The sequence below is a fragment of the Streptomyces sp. C10-9-1 genome (assembly GCF_024497955.1).
GTDB lineage: Bacteria > Actinomycetota > Actinomycetes > Streptomycetales > Streptomycetaceae > Streptomyces > Streptomyces sanyensis.
The window spans coordinates 143,290-160,092 of record NZ_JANHKP010000015.1 but is presented as its reverse complement, the minus strand read 5'-3'; the positions used below and the strand labels follow the sequence as shown (position 1 = coordinate 160,092).

At 75.8% G+C, this 16,803-nt stretch carries 13 protein-coding genes, 1 tRNA gene and 1 pseudogene; 12 read left to right on the top strand and 3 right to left on the bottom strand.

Annotated elements, in window-relative coordinates; translation table 11 throughout:
- Nucleotides 1-125 precede the first annotated feature (125 nt).
- The 7 genes from NPS70_RS21990 (at nt 126) to NPS70_RS21960 (ending at nt 10,100) form a co-directional block, all read left to right on the top strand.
- Nucleotides 126-3,800 carry a DUF5682 family protein gene (locus NPS70_RS21990; RefSeq protein WP_256526138.1) on the top strand — a complete coding sequence of 1,225 codons (3,675 nt, stop codon included), beginning with the start codon at nt 126-128 and terminating at the stop codon, nt 3,798-3,800.
- The gene (locus tag NPS70_RS21985; protein ID WP_256526084.1) at nt 3,797-5,788 is read left to right on the top strand and encodes an SWIM zinc finger family protein; all 1,992 of its coding nucleotides are present in this window, start codon (nt 3,797-3,799) and stop codon (nt 5,786-5,788) included. The genes NPS70_RS21990 and NPS70_RS21985 overlap by 4 nt, the downstream gene beginning before the upstream one ends.
- Before the next feature lie 446 nt (nt 5,789-6,234).
- Nucleotides 6,235-8,109 (top strand): sensor histidine kinase KdpD, encoded by a 1,875-nt coding sequence (locus NPS70_RS21980; protein ID WP_256526083.1) that lies wholly within the window; start codon nt 6,235-6,237, stop codon nt 8,107-8,109.
- 7 nt (nt 8,110-8,116) lie between these two features.
- Entirely contained in the window at nt 8,117-8,551 is a 435-nt protein-coding gene (locus NPS70_RS21975) for a roadblock/LC7 domain-containing protein (protein WP_256526082.1), read from the top strand.
- Nucleotide 8,552: 1 nt separating this feature from the next.
- Entirely contained in the window at nt 8,553-8,924 is a 372-nt protein-coding gene (locus NPS70_RS21970; protein ID WP_256526081.1) for a DUF742 domain-containing protein, read from the top strand.
- Nucleotides 8,902-9,534 carry an ATP/GTP-binding protein gene (locus NPS70_RS21965; RefSeq protein WP_256526080.1) on the top strand — a complete coding sequence of 211 codons (633 nt, stop codon included), beginning with the start codon at nt 8,902-8,904 and terminating at the stop codon, nt 9,532-9,534. Before NPS70_RS21970 ends, NPS70_RS21965 begins: the two co-directional genes overlap by 23 nt.
- The gene (locus NPS70_RS21960) at nt 9,531-10,100 is read left to right on the top strand and encodes a GAF domain-containing protein (protein WP_256526079.1); all 570 of its coding nucleotides are present in this window, start codon (nt 9,531-9,533) and stop codon (nt 10,098-10,100) included. The genes NPS70_RS21965 and NPS70_RS21960 overlap by 4 nt, the downstream gene beginning before the upstream one ends.
- 86 nt (nt 10,101-10,186) lie before the next feature.
- Here NPS70_RS21960 and NPS70_RS21955 read toward each other — a convergent pair whose 3' ends face one another.
- Nucleotides 10,187-11,383 (bottom strand): acyl-CoA dehydrogenase family protein, encoded by a 1,197-nt coding sequence (locus NPS70_RS21955; RefSeq protein WP_256526137.1) that lies wholly within the window; start codon nt 11,381-11,383, stop codon nt 10,187-10,189.
- Between the two features lie 705 nt (nt 11,384-12,088).
- Here NPS70_RS21955 and NPS70_RS21950 point away from each other — a divergent pair.
- On the top strand, nt 12,089-12,457 hold the full coding sequence (locus NPS70_RS21950; protein ID WP_256526078.1) for an MmcQ/YjbR family DNA-binding protein: 369 nt from the start codon (nt 12,089-12,091) through the stop codon (nt 12,455-12,457).
- A gap of 130 nt (nt 12,458-12,587) precedes the next feature.
- On the opposite strand, the gene NPS70_RS21945 is transcribed toward NPS70_RS21950, so the two are convergent.
- Complete coding sequence (locus NPS70_RS21945; protein ID WP_256526077.1) at nt 12,588-13,484, bottom strand: transketolase family protein; 897 nt, start codon at nt 13,482-13,484, stop codon at nt 12,588-12,590.
- A gap of 33 nt (nt 13,485-13,517) precedes the next feature.
- A complete protein-coding gene (locus NPS70_RS21940) occupies nt 13,518-14,222 on the bottom strand; it encodes a transketolase (RefSeq protein ID WP_256526076.1) in 705 nt (234 codons plus the stop codon).
- 139 nt (nt 14,223-14,361) lie between these two features.
- Between NPS70_RS21940 and NPS70_RS21935 the strand changes: the two genes are divergently transcribed.
- The 4 genes and pseudogenes from NPS70_RS21935 to NPS70_RS21920 all read left to right on the top strand — a co-directional run bounded on the left by NPS70_RS21935 (nt 14,362) and on the right by NPS70_RS21920 (nt 16,750).
- Nucleotides 14,362-14,435: transfer RNA gene (locus NPS70_RS21935), tRNA-Pro, on the top strand.
- A gap of 183 nt (nt 14,436-14,618) precedes the next feature.
- A pseudogene (locus tag NPS70_RS21930) lies at nt 14,619-14,774 on the top strand (DnaB-like helicase N-terminal domain-containing protein); the annotation flags it as partial.
- A 213-nt stretch (nt 14,775-14,987) separates the two neighbouring features.
- A complete protein-coding gene (locus tag NPS70_RS21925) occupies nt 14,988-16,160 on the top strand; it encodes a ThiF family adenylyltransferase (protein ID WP_256526075.1) in 1,173 nt (390 codons plus the stop codon).
- A complete protein-coding gene (locus NPS70_RS21920; RefSeq protein WP_256526074.1) occupies nt 16,157-16,750 on the top strand; it encodes a GNAT family N-acetyltransferase in 594 nt (197 codons plus the stop codon). The genes NPS70_RS21925 and NPS70_RS21920 overlap by 4 nt, the downstream gene beginning before the upstream one ends.
- Nucleotides 16,751-16,803 lie beyond the last annotated feature (53 nt).

Here is a 16,803-nt window from a genome sequence, read left to right as displayed (position 1 = left end):
ACGACAGCGCACCCGGCGCGGCACCCGAGAGCCCTGACGGCCCCCGGCGACCGGCTCTCCCCGGCAAGGGCGCGGACCCCCGCGAGGCCGTCGCCGCGCTCGCCGGATCGGCGGCCCCCTACCTCCTGGGCGTACGCCACCACAGCCCCGCGCTGGCGGCGGCCGTCCCCGCCCTGCTCGACGCCTGCGGCGCCGAGGCGGTCTGCGTCGAGCTGCCGGCCGAATTCCAGCCCTGGCTGCCCTACCTGTCCGACCCGGCCACCCGGGCACCCGTGGCGCTCGCCGGTGCAGCCGAAGGACGGCTCGGCTTCTACCCGTTCGCCGACTTCTCGCCCGAACTGGCCGCCGTGCGCTGGGCCCGCGAGCGCGGAGCCGAGGTCCTGTGCTGCGACCTCCCCCTGTCCGACCCGGCCCGGAGCGCACCGGACGGAGGCCGCTCCGGAGCACCGGAGCCCCAGGCGGCCCACCCCGCGGCGGGGGAGCGGCACGCGCCCGGCGCACCGGAGGTTCCCACGGCCGCCACCGCCGCGCACACCCGGGGGACGACCGGCCCGGAGGCGTCCGCCTCCGCCCGCACCGGCCGTTCCTTCGCCGAGGCCCTGGCCGCCGCCGGCACCGGCCGGGACGGCGAGGACCTGTGGGACCGGGCCGTGGAGGTCCTCGCCCCCGGCTGCCCGCCCGAAGCGGTCCGCAGGGCCGCACTCGGCGTCGGCTGGGCACTGCGCCGGGACGCGGAGGACGCGGGCAGTGTGCCGCCCGAGGACCTGGCACGCGAGGCGCACATGCGCCGGGTGCTCGCCGGGGCGGCCGCCGGAGGCCGGCGGGTCGCCGCGGTGGTCGGCGCCTTCCACGCCCCGGCCCTGCTCGGCTCCGCGCCCGCCGGACCGGTGCCACCGCCCGCGCCCGCCGACGAGGGCCCCGCGCCGGGCGGGGGCACCGGCGCCGAGCGCCCCGCCGCGCCCGCACCCGGCGCCGCGGTCACCTCGCTCGTCCCCTACACCTTCGACCTGCTCGACTCCCGCTCGGGCTACCCCGCGGGCATCCGCGACCCCCGGTGGCAGCAGGCCGTCTTCGAGTCCGGGGGAGACCCGGCGCGGGTACGCGCCGCAGCGGCGGCAGCCCTCACCGCCCTGTGCCGCGAACTGCGCTCCGCCGGGCACACCGCCGGGACCGGCGAGGCCGCCGAGACCCTGCGGCTGGCGAGCGACCTGGCCCGGCTCCGCGGCCTGCCCGCGCCCGGCCGGGGCGAACTGCTGGAGGCGGTGACGACCGTGCTCGGACAGGGCGAGCCCCTCGGCCGCGGCCGGGCACTGGCCCGTGCCCTGGAGACGGTCCTGGTCGGCACCGACCGGGGCAGGACCGCCCCCGGCACACCCCGCTCGGGGCTCGGCCCGTCCGTGGAGGCCGAGCTCGCCGAACTGCGCCTGCCCTGCCCGGAGAAGCCCGAGCCCCGCGAGCTCCGCCTCGACCCGCTCCGCTCGACGCTCGACCGGCGCAGGGAGGTCCTGCTGCGACGGCTCGACGCCTGCGGGGTGGGCTACGCCCATGCGGTCGAGGTGACCGGCACCGGCGACTCGACCGCGCTCACCAGCCGGTGGCGATCGGCCTGGACCCCCTCGGTCCCCGCGCTGCTCGACCTCGCCGGTGCACGGGGCGTCACGGCCGCCCAGGCGGCCGCCGGCACGCTCCGCGAGTCCTTCCGCCGCGAGACCGCCGACGGGGGAGCCACCGGCGCGCAGGTCCTGACCGCGCTGCGGGCCGCCGCCCGCTGCGATCTGCCGTCGCTGGTCGCCGACCGGCTCGCCGACGCCTCCGCCGTGCTGCCCGCCTCCGCCACCCTCCCCGAACTCCTCGAAGCCCTCGACCTGCTCCAGGCGCTCCGGCGCGAGCACCTGCCCGGTACCACCCCGGACACCCGGGAGCGGGCCGGTGAGCTGTCCGCCGCCCTGCTGGAGACGGCGGTCAGATCGCTGCCGGGACTCGCGGGCAGCGACGACCGGGAGGACGCGGCAGCCCTGGTCGCGTTCGCCGCGCGGGCCGCCGACCACCGGCTCGGCCTCCGGCTCGACCGGGTCCTGGGCGGCCTGGCCGACTCCGGCTCACCGCTCGTGCAGGGCGCCGCGCTGGCCGCCCGGGTCCTGCTGGACCTCGAAGGGGCTGACACCCTCGGCACCCGTGCCGCAGGCTGGATCGACCGCGCGGCCACCCCCGACGGCCGCCGCCGGCTGGCCCGCCGGCTGGCCGGCCTGCTGACGGCGGCGGCCCCGCTGCTCCAGTCGGCCCCGGCCGCCCTCGACCCGCTGCTCGACCGCATCGGCACCCTGGCCGACGGCGCCTTCCTGGACCGGCTGCCCGCGCTCCGCGGCGGCTTCGACACACTCAGCCCGGCCGGCCGGGACCGGGTGCTGGCGGCCGTCACCGACCGCCTCGGCGACCGCGTCGACCTCACCCTGGACATCCCACCGGAGCTCCTCGCCCTGTGGACCGCGGCGGACGCCGAGGGCCGGGCGGCCCTCGGCGAACTCGGCCTGCCGCAACCGGCCGACGGGCCCGCACCCGGCGGTGCCGCGCACTCCGCCACCCCCTCCACCACCGCGCCGGCAGGCTCCGGGGCCGCCGACGGCCGACCCGGCCGCGAGCGGGGCGGGCCCCCCGCCCCCGGCGCCCCGGAACCCCGCCTGGCCCCCGCCGACCGGTGGCGCCTGCTCCTCGGCCGGGAGACCGACCGCCTCCCCGAAGGCGCCCGCGGCTATGCGCACGCACTCGACGAGCTGTACGGCCGGGGCAGCGGCGAGGGCGCCACCGACTTCGCCCCGGGCAGCGGCAGCGGCAGCGGCGGCGGCCGGGAGGCGCCCTTCCCCACCGCCCGCGAGTGGGCCGGGGAACTCCAGGCCCTGTTCGGCGAAGAGATCCGGCAGGAGGTCCTCGCGGCCGCCGCCGAGCACGGCCGCACCGACGTCCTGACCGAACTCGATCCCGCCGCCGTCCGTCCCTCGGTCGAGCTGCTGACCTCGGTGCTGTCCCTGGCCGGTGGCCTGCCGGAGCAGCGGCTCGCCCCGCTGCGCCCCCTGGTCCGCCGCCTCGTCGAGGAGCTCGCCAGGGAACTCGCCACACGCGTCCGGCCCGCGCTGACCGGCCTCGCCACCCCGCGGCCCACCCGCCGCCCCGGCGGGCCGCTGGACCTGCCCCGCACCCTGCGTGCCAACCTGGCCCACACCCGGCGGCTCGACGACGGCCGGACGGTCGTCGTCCCGGAGCGGCCCGTCTTCGGCACCCGTGCCCGCAAGGAGGCGGACTGGCGGCTGATCCTCGTCGTCGACGTGTCCGGCTCGATGGAGGCGTCGGTGGTCTGGTCGGCGCTGACCGCCGCCGTGCTGGGCGGGGTGCCCACGCTCTCCACCCACTTCCTCGCCTTCTCCACCCGGGTCACGGACCTCACCGACCGGGTCGCCGACCCGCTGTCACTGCTGCTGGAGGTACGGGTCGGCGGCGGCACCCACATCGCGGCGGGGCTCGCGCACGCCCGCACGCTCGTGACCGTGCCGAGCCGCACCCTGGTGGTCGTGGTCAGCGACTTCGAGGAGGGCCACGCGCTCGGCGGACTGCTCGGCGAGGTCCGCGCACTGGCCGCGTCCGGAGTCCACCTGATGGGCTGCGCCGCGCTGGACGACGCCGGGGCGCCGCGCTACTCGGTGCCCGTCGCCCGGCAGCTCGTCGCGGCCGGGATGCCCGTCGCCGCCCTCAGTCCGCTCGCCCTCGCCCGCTGGGTGGGGGACCGCCTCCGTGGAGAAGCCCGGTGACATCGTCCAGCACCCCCCGCAACGCCCTCGCCGACCGGGGCGACCGCGTCCCGCTGCCGCCCGTGGCGCCCGAGGTGGTGGCCGCCGCCGTCGAGGGCCTCACCTCGCGGCTCCGCAGGAAGCTGGACGCGGCGATCGAGCGCTGCGCCGCGGCGCCCGTCGCCGTCGGGGACGGCGACGGCGTCCTGCGCATCGACTGCGGGGCGGACGCCGAGGTCAGCCTCCACCCCGGAGCCTCCGGGACGGTCGACGCCCCCGGGCAGGCCCGCTGCACGTGCCTGCTCGCACCCCGGTGCCTCCACCGGGCCGCGGTCCTCGGCGCCTGCCCCGTCGCCGACCCGGCGGCCGGTGGTCCGCACGGCCGGTCCGCGGTCCCGCGGGCCGCCGGGCGGCAGGAGGGGGCCGGCGCACCGGAGGGCGGCTCCGGCGCACCCGAGGCGTCCACCGCGCAGGACCGGGTCCCCCCGCCCGCCGGCCGTCCCGCGCCGCCCCCTCCCACCTCCGCCCAGCGCTCGGCCGCGGCCGGACTGTGGGCGGCCGCGGCCGCCGTCCTGGACTCCGGGACCCCCGCCGCGGGCGCCGTGCCGCAGGCGGAACTCCTGCGCGCCGCGCACACCGCCCGGCTGGCCGGGCTCGTCCGGGCTGAGGCCGCGGCGCTGCGGGTGGTCCGCGGCCTGCGGGCCGCCCGCGCCCGCCACGACGGCCACCGGCTCGCCGACCTCGTCTCGGCCCTGTGCGACCTCCTCCGCACGGCGGACCTGCTCGCCTCCGGAAGCCCCGCCCCGGGGCTGGTCGGCACCGTCCGCCGCGACTACCGGCCGGAGGGCGGCCTCCGCGTCCACGGCGTCCTGCGGGAGCCGGTGATCAGCGCAACCGGGTACGCCGGGGTGGTCACCCATCTGGTGGGTGAGGACGGCCGCTGGTACACCCTCGCCGACGTGAGACCCGGCGGCCCGTCTCGTGCACGCGGCGCCGGGACGGCCGCCGTGGCACTCGGCGGCGGCGCCCTCGACCACGGCGCACTCGCCCGCCGGGGGCTGCTGATCGCAGGGGCGACGGTCTCCCCGGACGGCCGCCTGGGTTCCGGCCGCGGAGTGCGGGCCACCCCGCTCCCGGGCCTGCCGTGGTCCTCCGGCCCCGTGGGCGCCCTGTTCGCCCGCCCGCTCGCCGAAGCGGTCGCGCAGCGGCTGTCCCCCGACCCCTGGGACGACCCCGAGGCCGCGGAGCGGGCGGCCCGGGAACCGGTCGGCAGCGACGTGGTGGTCGTCGGTGCCCGCGGTGACCAGGTACTCGCCCGCGCGCTGCCCCCGGACGGGACGGAGCAGCCGGACGGCCCGCTGATCCGCCTGGTCGCCGCGGGCAGCCACCCCGACCTGGCGCACACGGCGAACCTCCGCCGCCTCGCGGCCCGTCCCGGTCTGCGGATACGGGTGCTCGGGCGGGTCGACACCGCGCGGACGGCCACCCTCCACGCCCTGGCGGTGGGCCCCGTGCCCGGTACGGGCCCGACGCTGCGCCTGCCCCCGGAGTGGAGCGGGCGCGCGGACCTGGGCTACGACCGCCTGCAGGGCTCGCACTTCCCGCCGGCCGACGGGATCGAGCCCCCGCCCGCCGAGGCGACCGGTCCCGACCCCCTGGCCGACTCGCCCCTGTGGCAGGCGCGCCGGCTGGTGGAGCTCGCCGTCGCCGGGGGGCGCAGGACGGTCGCGGAGCAGCACCGCGGCGGCGGCCCCGGCGCGGGCGGCACAGCCGGACCCGCGCGACTGCGCCGTGCGGGCTTCCACACCGCCGCCGAGCTGGGCGCCGCACTCGCCGCGGAGGCCGGCCGCCGGGGCCGCGACGCCTTCGGGCGGTCCACCGACCCCGATCCCGACCGCTACGCACGGGCCTGGCTGGCCGCCGCCGTCCACCTCGCGGCCACCGAACGCGCCCTCGTCCGGGCCACCTGGCAGGTCCCCCACCCGCCCGTGGCGGCTTCCGCGCGCTGACCGCCCCGCACGGCCGGCCGGGTGGGGCCCCGTTGGGGACCGGGCGGCCGTGCGGAGGGGAGCGCGTCCACCCGGGGCGGGCCTCGGCCGGGCCGGTGCGCGGGAGCGCGACCCCTTCCTTCGTCCGGGTGAATCGTTCTTGCCCGCACGCGTCCCCCGGCATCCGTCCGGCGCCCCCGTCCCCCGCCCCGGGTGGTGCCGACGGGGTGCCGCCCCGGGACATGCCGTGACACCTCGCCCCGTATCGCGCCGCCCTGCGGCCCTCATACCAGAGCAGCACGCGCCCCGGGGAACTTTTCCCACTGCTGCTCGTCCTCGTCCGGTCGCCGACTACCGTGTGTTGCCGGTGATCAACGGTGGGCTTCTCTCCGTGTGCCCCTGGCCTGCCCGTGCACCGCTCTCCCGCTGTACGCCGATTCCTGGGACCCCACGTACCGAGGACGCCGATGTCTCAACTACGCGCACCCGCCGCGCGGTCCGACCGCCGAGAAGGCGGGCGCCACGGGCGGCCGGGCGCCCGCTCCCTGCCGTCACCGGGGCGGTCGCCCTCCTCACCGGGACGGCCGGACACCCGCATACGCCCCCAGCTGCTGCGCGCGGCCGTCCTGCCGGCCGTGGTCGCCACGCTCAGCGGGGCCGCCGCCGTCACCTTCGTGCTCCAGGCGGCTTCCCCCGAACCCACCTTCACCCTGTGGTTCGTGCTCCTCGGAGCGGCCTCGCTCGCGGCCGCGGCCGTGGTCTCGGCCGCCGTCGGAGCCGAGCGCACCGCCGCCTCCCTGCTCGCCCGCGCCTCCGCGCTGCGCCGGGGCGCCGCCCGGGGCCAGGCCGAACTGCGCACCGCCGTCGACGGGCTGCGCCGGGGCGAGGCCCCGCCCGCACGCCGCGCCGCCGCGGCCGCGCCCCGCGGCGGGGACGAGTTCGACCTGCTGGCCCATGAACTCGGCCGCTCCCACCAGGCCGCCCTCGCGGCGGTGGTGCAGGCCTCGCGCCTGTCCAGCAGCGTCGGAAACGAGCAGAAGGTCGAGGTCTTCGTCAACCTGGCCCGGCGCCTGCAGTCCCTCGTCCACCGGGAGATCCAGCTCCTGGACGAACTGGAGAACGAGGTCGAGGACCCCGAACTGCTGAAGGGCCTCTTCCACGTCGACCACCTCGCCACCCGCATCCGCCGGCACGCCGAGAACCTCGCGGTGCTCGGCGGCGCCATCTCCCGGCGCCAGTGGTCCAACCCGGTGACCATGACCGAGGTCCTGAGGTCCGCCATCGCCGAGGTGGAGCAGTACCCGAGGGTCAAGCTCGTTCCGCCCATCGACGGCACCCTGCGGGGCCACGCGGTGGCGGACGTGATCCACCTGCTGGCCGAACTCGTGGAGAACGCCACCCTCTTCTCCGCACCGCACACCCAGGTGCTGATGCGCGCCCAGCACGTCACGGCCGGACTGGCGGTCGAGGTCGAGGACCGCGGGCTGGGCATGCCGGCCGAGGAGCAGGAGAGGATGAACGCCCTGCTCACCGACCCCGACCAGGTCAACGTCGGCCACCTGCTCCAGGACGGCCGGATCGGGCTGTTCGTCGTCTCGGCCCTGGCGCGCCGCCACGGCATCGCGGTCAGGCTCCAGTCCAACATCTACGGCGGTGTCCAGGCGGTGCTCGTCCTGCCCCAGGGCCTGCTCGGCTCCGACCCCGTCGCGGCCGCCTCGGACGGAGCCCGGCCGACCGCCGCCTCCACCGCCGCGGAAACCGGCCCCCCGCGGCTCCCGCAGCCGCCCCCCGCCGAGCCGCCCGGCGACCGCTTCCACGGCGAGCCCGCCCGGGGGACCGGCCACACGGGCGGCCCGCGGCGGCACACCGATCCCGGTCACGCCGGGCCGCCGGCGGGGAACGCCCAGCCGCTGCCCGCGCAGCGGGAGCCCGCCCGGGACCCCGGGACCGGACCGGACCCCCTCCCCGTCCGCGGGGAGTACCGCGACCGCCCGAGCCCGGCGGGAGCCCTCCCCGGAGCCGCGGCGCCCCCGGCCCACCCGGCGCCGATGCCGCCCGCGCCCGCCGGGCACCCGGAGCCCGATCCGGCGACGGCCCCGGCCCCGGTCCCGGGGGCCGGGGGCCGGCCCCGGCTGCCCCGGCGCCGCAGCCAGGAGCACCTGGTACCGCAGCTGCGCGAGGCCCCGGCGACGCGCCGCGAGGACGAGCACACCCTGCACGACCCCGGCCTGATGGCCGCCTTCCAGCGCGGCATCGTCCTCGCCGAGTCCGCACACGACACGGCCCGGCCCGCGCCCGCACAGCCCTTACAGCACCGCCACGACCCCACGACCAAGGAGTAGATGCAGCATGGCGAGCGATGTGCCGACCGGTCACGTATCGGACCTCGACTGGCTCCTCACCGGTCTGGTCCAGCGGGTGCCCTACACCCGCAACGCGGTACTGCTCTCCTCCGACGGCCTGGTGAAGTCGGTGCACGGCCTGGACAACGACAGCGCGGACCACATGGCCGCACTCGCCTCCGGCCTGTACTCGCTGGGGCGCAGCGCAGGGGCCCGCTTCGGCGACGGCGGGGAGGTGCGGCAGGTGGTCGTGGAGCTGGACTCCACGCTGCTGTTCGTCTCCACCGCCGGTTCCGGCACCTGCCTGGCGGTCCTGGCCGGCCGCGAGGCCGACGCGGCCGTCCTCGGCTACGAGATGGCCATGCTCGTCAAGAGCGTGCGCCCCTACCTGACCACCCCCGCCAGGACGGCCGCCGGGGCGTCGAGCCCTGTGGGGCAGTGACATGCCCGCTCCCAAGGAAGGGCCGCTGCTGGACGACGCCGCCGGCCGGCTGATCCGCCCCTACACCGTCAGCGGCGGCCGCACCCGCCCGACGACGGCCCTGGACCTGCTCTCCCTGGTGATGGCGACGGGCTCGGCTCCGCAGGGCCACCTGGGCCCCGAGCACTCCCTCGCGCTCGGACTGTGCCGCGGACCCACCTCGGTCGCCGAGATCTCGGCGCACCTGCGGCTGCCCGCGGTCGTCACCAAGGTGCTCCTCTCGGACCTCGTCGACTGCGGTGCCGTCACGGCACGGGCGCCGCGTCCGCACGGCACACCCACCGACCGTTCACTGCTGGAGGCGGTGCTCGATGGCCTACGACGACGGCTCTGACTCCGGCCCGGCAGCCGGAGACCTCTTCCCGACCGCGCTGAAGATCCTCGTCGCCGGGGGCTTCGGCGTCGGCAAGACCACCTTCGTGGGCGCCGTGAGCGAGATCGACCCGCTCAGCACGGAGGAGCTGCTGACGCAGGTGAGTGTCGGCACGGACCACCTGGACGGGATCGAGGCCAAGCGGACCACCACGGTGGCGATGGACTTCGGCCGGATCACCCTGGACGCCCGCCATGTGCTGTACCTGTTCGGCACCCCGGGGCAGGAGCGCTTCTGGTTCATGTGGGACGAGCTCTCCCAGGGGGCGCTCGGCGCGGTGGTCCTGGCGGACACCCGCCGGCTGGAGGACTCCTTCTCCGCCGTGGACTTCTTCGAGCGGCGCGGCATCGGCTTCGTCGTGGCCGTCAACGAGTTCGACGGCGCGTACCGCTACGACCCCGAGGAGGTGCGGGCCGCGATCGACCTCCGGCCCGAGGTGCCGGTGGTGCTGTGCGATGCCCGGATCGCCAGCTCGGGCATCGGCACCCTGGTCACGCTCGTCCAGCATCTGCTCACCCGCACACCCGCCGTCGTACCGGGCCCGGCGCCGAGCTACGGAGCATCGTCATGACCTACGACCCCACCGGCCACCTGCTGCTCACCCCGGTCGACAGGGAGGCCCCCGCCCGGGTGCGGCGGCTGCGCCAGCTCGGCTTCGGCGACCGCCCGGACCCGGCCTTCGACGACTTCGCGCAGAAGCTCGCCGAGGTGACCGGCGCCCCGTACTCGATGGTCAACTTCATCGACGAGAACAAGCAGTTCTTCGCCGGACTGCACACCCCGGGCGGCACCCACACGGGCACCCACGCCGACCCCGGGGCCGGCAGCGGCGGGGTGAGCCGCTTCATGGCCCGGGACCACGGCTACTGCCCCCATGTGGTGGTGCGGCGCAAGGCGCTCGTCCTGGAGGACGTCTGCGACTACCCCCGCTTCGCGGGCAACCCGGTCGTCGACGAGATCGGCATCCGCTCCTACCTGGGGGCGCCCCTGATCGACCGGACGGGGATGGCACTCGGCACCATCTGCGTGGTGGACACCGAGCCCCGGCCGTGGGGCAGGGCGGGGCTGGAGACGATCAAGTCCCTTGCCGCCGAGCTGATCGGGCAGATCCACCGCCGGGAGGACGGCCGCATCTGAACCGCCGGCGCCACGGGCGGCCGCGGGCCGCCCGTGGCGCCGGCGGACGCGCCCCTCGGGCCCCCGGCTCCGCGCCGGTCGGGGCCTCAGCCGGCCGGTGCCAGCCGCACCGCGTCCGAGAGCCGCTCGGACCAGTCGCCCTTGGCCTTGCCCAGGGCGACCTCGGCGAGCCGCAGGAGCTGGATGTCGGAGGTGCCCGCGGGAGCGAACATGTGCAGGGCGTCCCGCATGTACCGCTCGACCGGGCGGTCGGTGAAGAGCCCGGCCGCGGCGTGGACCTCCATCGCGTTGCGCGCCGAGTCGATGGCGGACTCCACGTTCACCAGCTTGGCGTTCATCAGCTCGGCGTCACAGGGCAGACCCTGGTCGAGCAGGTGCACCGCATGGTAGGCGGCCAGCCGGGAGGTCATCAGCCGGGACTGCATCGCACCGAGTTTCAGCTTCACCGAGGGCAGCTCGTGCAGCGGCTTCCCGTAGCGCCGGCGCTGCTCGCAGAAGCGTGTGGTCTCCTCCAGGATCGCGCGGTGCAGACCGAGGGAGACCGCCGTCAGGTTGGCCCGGCCGTAGAGCACGCTGGAGGAGTACGCGACGGCCAGCCCGTCCCCCTCGTTCCCGAGGCGGCACGAGGCGGGCACCCGGCAGTCCTCGAAGAGGAGTTCGCCGAAGCTGAACCCGTGCAGTCCCATGGTCGGTTGCTGCTCGCCGACGCGGAATCCCGGACGGTCGGACTCGACCAGGAAGGCGGTCAGTCCGCGCGCCCCGGGACCGGTCCGAACGACCACACCGTGCAGATCCCCCACATGGCTGTTTCCCACATACACTTTCCGGCCGTTGAGGACGTAGTCGTCGCCGTCCCGGACGGCCGTCGCGGACATCCCGAGCACATGCCCGCCCGATTCCGGCTCGGTCACGGCGATCGTGGGCAGGCAGGCGCCCGAGGCTATCGCCGGAAGCCAGGTCTTCTTCTGGTCGTCACTGCCGAAATGGACAATCTTGGCGACGCCCAGCTGCGAAGCCTGGATCATGGCGCCCATGGCACCGCTGACCCGGGACAGCTCCTCGATGACGATGGTCTTCGCCAGGTGCCCCAGCGCCGTTCCGCCGTAGTCCTCGCTGATGGTGGCCCCGAGCCAGCCCTGCCGTGCGATCAGCTGCGAGAGGTCGCGGTCCACGACCCTGGCGTCCTCCATGGCCGGAACACGAGGCCTCACCTCCCTCTCGGCGAACTCCCTCACCTGGGCGCGCAGCCGGTGGTGCAGTCGACTGGCGAAGTAACCGTCCATCGCGAGCTCCCCTCCGCGAAACGCCTGTTCGCGCAGTTGTGCGAGCAGGTGGTGCGTCGGCAGCACCCCCGTGCCGAACAGGCCGACCACATCAGCCTGTTGAGCGCTGCCCCGAGGGACAAGGTGGATGCCGACTTTGGCCGGAACATGGACCGTTGACGTGTGATTGAGGCTGTGTACCGGGTGGTAGGCCGAAGCCCTGCCCCGCACCGGACACTTCCCCTCCGGATGGAGGATGCCACCTGTCGGCCGGTTCCGGTTTCGCTCCGGGAGCCTCCGACGGCACCCCGGCGCGGCGCCGGGGTGAACGGATGTGGCTTCAGGGAAAGGAGGCAGGATCGATACTGCGCCGGAACGGACCGAAATCCACCGCGTGGTGGCGAAGCGCATCCCGGCGCAGCAGCGCGCGGAGGCGAGGGGGAGCGTGCGCCGCCGGTCCGGGCAGCAGGGGGCGCGCGCGTCCCGCGCTCGGAGGGTTACGCGCCCCGGTGGGCGCGCGGCATCCCGCCGCACGCCGCGCCCCGGCCCCGCATCCGGGCTGCGGTGCCGGGCGCGCGGCTCCGGGAGCACGGCGGGCGGGCGGGATGCCCGCGCCGCGCGCCGCGCCCCGGCCGTCCGGCGGCGATCTCCGCTGCGGCACCCGGGAGGCCCCGCGCGGGCCCCGTGTCCCGCGCGGGTGTCCGTGCCGGGCGCTAGCGTCGGCGCATGGCCACCGCTGACGACGTTCGCAGAATCGCGCTCACCCTGCCCGGAGCGCAGGAGAAGCTCGCCTGGGGCATGCCCACCTTCCGGCTGGAGGCCCGCGGCCGGGTCTTCGCCTCGCTCGACCGGGACGACCTGGCGATGGGCGTGAAGTGCCCCAAGGAGGAACGCGAGGAGCTCATCGCGGCCGAGCCCGGGAAGTTCTTCCTCCGCAAGGGCCACGACGACGCCTTCGCGTGGATCCGGGTGCGGCTCGCCGCCCTCGACGACGAGGAGGAGCTGCGGGCGATCCTGGTGGACTCCTGGCGCCAGGCCGCGCCCCGCGCCCTCCTCGACGCACACCCCGACCTGGCGGCGGCGCCGGGGGACTGAGGGCGGCGCGGTCCGTCCGTCCGCTGTTCCCCGGTGCCGGCGCCCGCGCACGGCCGCCGGGCGTCCACCGCCGCTGAACACCTCTCGCCGGCCGGCCGCCCACCCCCTGCGCCCCCCGGCCGGGCCCCGCTCAGCGCCCGGCGAAGGCCTCGATCCGGCGTCGCAGCCCGCGGGGGTCGAGACCGTGTGCCGCGAGGTGCTCGGCGGTCGTCCCGTAGCGCCGCAGCTCGCGTCGCGGCACCCCGAGCCCCAGCACCCGGTGCGGCACGTCGGCCAGCGCGTCGTTCGCCGCCGCCGTGGAGGTCCCCTCCAGGTAGGGCTCGACCAGCACCACGTCGGCCGTCCTGCGGCCGGCGGTCGCGGCCCGCAGGGCCGCACCGTCGAAGGGGCGCACGGTGGCGGCGTAGAGCACCGCGGCGTCCGTTCCCTCGGTGGCGGCCAGCACCCCGTCCAGCATCGGGCCGACCGCGACGACCACCGGCCCCCGTCCGGCGCGCACCGGGGTGAACCCGCCGCCGACCTGCATCGCCGCGGCGTTGGACTGCACGGAGAGCCGCACGTACACCCGGTCCTCGCCGGCTGCGGCCGCCCGCAGCAGCGCCTCCGCCTCGTCCGGGTGCCCCGGGACGTGCACGGTCCAGCCGTCCAGGGTGTCCATGAGCGCCACGTCCCCCGGGGCCATGTGGGTGAAGCCGCCCGCGGGCCAGTCGTAGGATCCGCCGGCGCTGACCAGGACGCCGCCCACGCCCTGGTGGCCCAGGTCCAGCTTCACCTGCTCGAACGGGCGCTCCACCAGGAAGCTGGCGAAGGTGTGCATCAGGGGCCGCATCCCCGTGAGGGCCAGGCCGCCGCCCACGCCGACCAGCAGCTGCTCGCGGATCCCCACGTTGATCACCCGGTCGGGGTGGCGGCGAGCGGCCTGGTCGAAGCCGTCGCGACTGATCTCGGCCAGCACGAGGGCCAGGCGGGGGTCCTCGTCCAGCAGCCGGGTGGTGGTCGAGATGAAGCGGTCGCGCATCGTGTCCATGGGCGGTTCTCCGATGGTGGTGCAGGGGTGGATTCAGGCGTTCTTGGGCTCGACCCGGGCGACGACCGCGCGGGGGCGCCCCGGATGGGGTGCGGTGAAGGCCCGGTACAGGGCCTCGTGGTCCCGCCCGTCGACGGTGTCCGCGGACCAGCCCGCGGCGGCGAAGCGCGAGGCGATGCCGCCCGGCCAGCCCGGGGTGGCGGAGGAGTTGTCGATCACCAGCGTGTGCAGGGACTCCAGACCCTCCGGGCCCGCGTAGGCGAGGGCCTCGTGGTTGCTCCCCTCGTCGAGCTCGGCGTCCCCGATCAGCACCCACACCCGGGGGCCGGTCAGCCCCTGCGCCCGCAGGCCGAGCGCGGTCCCCACGGCGAGCGGCAGGCCGTGCCCGAGCGACCCGCTGCCGATCTCCACACCCGGCACCAGCGTCCGGTCGGGGTGGTGGCCGAGCGGGGAGTCGTAGGAGCCGAAGCCCGGCAGCCAGCCCTCCGGGACGAACCCCTTGGCGGCGAGGACCGCGTAGTAGGCCATCGGGCCGTGTCCCTTGGAGAGCAGGAACCGGTCGCGCCCGGGGGAGTCGGCCGTGTGCGGCGACACGCGCAGCACACGGTCGTAGAGCACCCACAGGGCGTCGAGGGTGGAGGTGGCGGCGGGCCCGTGCTTCTCGTCCCCGGTCATCAGGGCCATCAGCCGGCCGACGTCCCGGAAACCGGCCGCGGAACCGGTCTGTGTCGTGGTCATGAAGCCCACCGTGCAACCTCAAGTGAACTCGAGGTCAAATGCCCGCGGCGCCGGAGAACGGGTTCGTGACCACCCGGTCGAGTGCGGTATGGTTCTCGTGCGCGTTCGGCCGGGGGAAACCCCAGGTCACGACGGGCATCGGGACGTGGCGCAGCTTGGTAGCGCACTTGACTGGGGGTCAAGGGGTCGCAGGTTCAAATCCTGTCGTCCCGACTTGTGAGAGTCGCAGGTCAGGGCCGGTTTCGGAGGTATCCGAAACCGGCCCTTGATCATTTTTGGGGACCAGATGGGGACCGGCGCCCGTGACCGGGGTCAGCGGGTCACGACGATCGGGCTCGGCAGCGCGCAGGTGCTCGTAGCCGAGCTTGGTGACCACGTCGTCCCGGTGTGTGGCGGCACGCCGGACTGTGGCAGTGCCTGACGGCCCTGGCCCGCCGCCACGAGCCCGTCGACCCCGTCACCGTTCTGTGGGAGGCCCAGCAGCGCGGCCTGCTCGACGACAGCACCCCGCCAGACGAAGTCCTCCACGTCCTCGCCGAACCGGCAGGCTCCCGGGCCCGGTCCGCGCCTATGCGCCGCTGCGCATGCTTCTACCGCGCGGGCGACCTGACCATCGGCTCCCATCGCCGCAGCCACGGCGCGAGCAGCAGCCGCCCGGGGGCGCGTGGAGGTGCGGGGGGCGCACTCGGTAGAAGATCATTTCGATCGTGCGCCTGGGAGTGATCCGACGCCTTGCAAGATCGTCTGGCTGTTAGCTTCCCGATCATGACCCCGTTGATGGAATCCCCCCTGGATCCCGGCTGCCTGGTGCCGCCTTCCGCGCAGAAGGTGAGCGAATCGTTTCGCCCCCTGCTGCTGGACCCCGCACGGCCTGACGACAGCGTTGCCCTGTCCAGGCTGCGGGAATCATCCAGCGTGCGGGAGGTCCATGACCGTATCGAGGACCAGGTCGAGGAGTTGCTGCGCTGCCGGGCACCCCGGGACCCGTTCGCCTCCCGCTCCCGCTCGCATGCCGTGACCGAGGTCATGGACGGTCGGCCTGACGCATACGGCAGGTGGGCCTGGTATCCGTGGTCCGGGCGCCTGGTGCACGTGCTGCCCCGGGAGGAGTTCCGGCTGGTACGCACCGACCGCAACCGAGACAAGATCACCCGTGCGCAGCAGCAGGCCCTGCTGCATCGCCGGATCGGCGTCATCGGACTGTCGGTGGGCAGCAGCGCGGCGCTGGCCTGCGCCATGGAGGGGGTCGGCGGGGCCTTCCGGCTGGCGGACTTCGACCGGCTCGGCCTGTCGAACCTGAACCGGCTGCGGGCAGGCGTCCACGAACTCGGCGTGGAGAAGAGCGTGCTGTGCGCCCGACACATGTACGAACTCGACCCCTACCTGGACATCGAGATCTTCCGAGGCGGCGTCACCGAGGACACCATCGAGGACTTCTTCGCCGCTCCCGCTCCCGGCGGGGGGCTCGACCTCCTGGTCGAGGAGTGCGACACCCCCTGGGTGAAGGTCGCCGCCCGCGAGCACGCCCGCCACCGGCAGATCCCCGTCCTGATGGACACCAACGACCGGGGCCTGCTCGACATCGAACGCTTCGACGTCGAACCCGGCCGACCGCTCTTCCACGGCCGCGCCGGCCGGGTGAGCGCCGACGAGGTGCGCGCCCTGGACCGGGAGGAGACCATCCGCTTCCTGCTCACCGTCGTCGACGAGAAGCGGCTGAGCCCTGCCATGGCCGACGCCCTCACCCGGGTCGGAAGGTCCCTGTCCAGCTGGCCCCAGCTCGCCAGCGGGGTGATGCTCGGCGCCGCCCTGATCGCCGACACCGCCCGCCGCATCCTGCTCGGCGAGCCCCTGGCATCGGGCCGCCACGCCGTCGACCTCCACGCCCTCGTACCGGCCGCCGAGACCGGCGCACACCCCCTGGGAGCCGAAGAGTGAGCCGCGTCCCCGAACTGCGCGGCGAGCACCTGCGACTGCGTGAACTGCGCGCCGACGACCACCAGCCCTTCACCCGGATCCTCACCCACCGGGTCCTCACCCGCTACCTCGGTATCGACCGCATGACCACCGGCCAGGCCCACGACGCCTTCGCCCAGGCCCTGGCCCAGCCCCACACCCACCCCCGCCGCAAGTACACCCTGGCCATCTGCGCCCCGGACGCCGACACCCTCACCGGCACCATGGGACTGCTCGTCGAGGACTACGGCAGCAACGCGATGCTCACCAGCCTCGTCCTGCTGCCCGGATCCCCCCTGCGAGGCCACGGGCACGAGGCAGGCCGCCTGCTGATGGCCTACGGCTTCGGCCGGCTGGGCCTGCACCGCATCTGGGCCGGACACCGCAGCGACCACCACTTCATGCCGCCGGTGATGCACTCCGCCGGGCTCCGCCCCGAGGCCACCCTCCGTCAGCTCTTCCGCACCCAGGGCTGCTGGCACGATGTCACCACCTACGCCACCACCGCCCCCGAATGGAAGCGCCAGGCCACCACCCGGGAACTCGCCATCCTCGACAGCGCACACACCTGACAGGGGGACGGGCGCGGAAACGCGTCCTGTTCGCCATGCTCCGCGACGGAACC

What these genes read in the sequence shown, in the direction of transcription:
- NPS70_RS21980 (WP_256526083.1), top strand. Translation starts at nt 6,235, where the DNA reads ATGTCTCAACTACGCGCACCCGCCGCGCGGTCCGACCGCCGAGAAGGC.
- NPS70_RS21975 (WP_256526082.1), top strand. Translation starts at nt 8,117, where the DNA reads ATGGCGAGCGATGTGCCGACCGGTCACGTATCGGACCTCGACTGGCTC.
- NPS70_RS21970 (WP_256526081.1), top strand. Translation starts at nt 8,553, where the DNA reads ATGCCCGCTCCCAAGGAAGGGCCGCTGCTGGACGACGCCGCCGGCCGG.
- NPS70_RS21965 (WP_256526080.1), top strand. Translation starts at nt 8,902, where the DNA reads ATGGCCTACGACGACGGCTCTGACTCCGGCCCGGCAGCCGGAGACCTC.
- NPS70_RS21960 (WP_256526079.1), top strand. Translation starts at nt 9,531, where the DNA reads ATGACCTACGACCCCACCGGCCACCTGCTGCTCACCCCGGTCGACAGG.
- NPS70_RS21955 (WP_256526137.1), bottom strand. Translation starts at nt 11,383, where the DNA reads ATGGACGGTTACTTCGCCAGTCGACTGCACCACCGGCTGCGCGCCCAG.
- NPS70_RS21950 (WP_256526078.1), top strand. Translation starts at nt 12,089, where the DNA reads ATGGCCACCGCTGACGACGTTCGCAGAATCGCGCTCACCCTGCCCGGA.
- NPS70_RS21945 (WP_256526077.1), bottom strand. Translation starts at nt 13,484, where the DNA reads ATGGACACGATGCGCGACCGCTTCATCTCGACCACCACCCGGCTGCTG.
- NPS70_RS21940 (WP_256526076.1), bottom strand. Translation starts at nt 14,222, where the DNA reads ATGACCACGACACAGACCGGTTCCGCGGCCGGTTTCCGGGACGTCGGC.
- NPS70_RS21925 (WP_256526075.1), top strand. Translation starts at nt 14,988, where the DNA reads ATGACCCCGTTGATGGAATCCCCCCTGGATCCCGGCTGCCTGGTGCCG.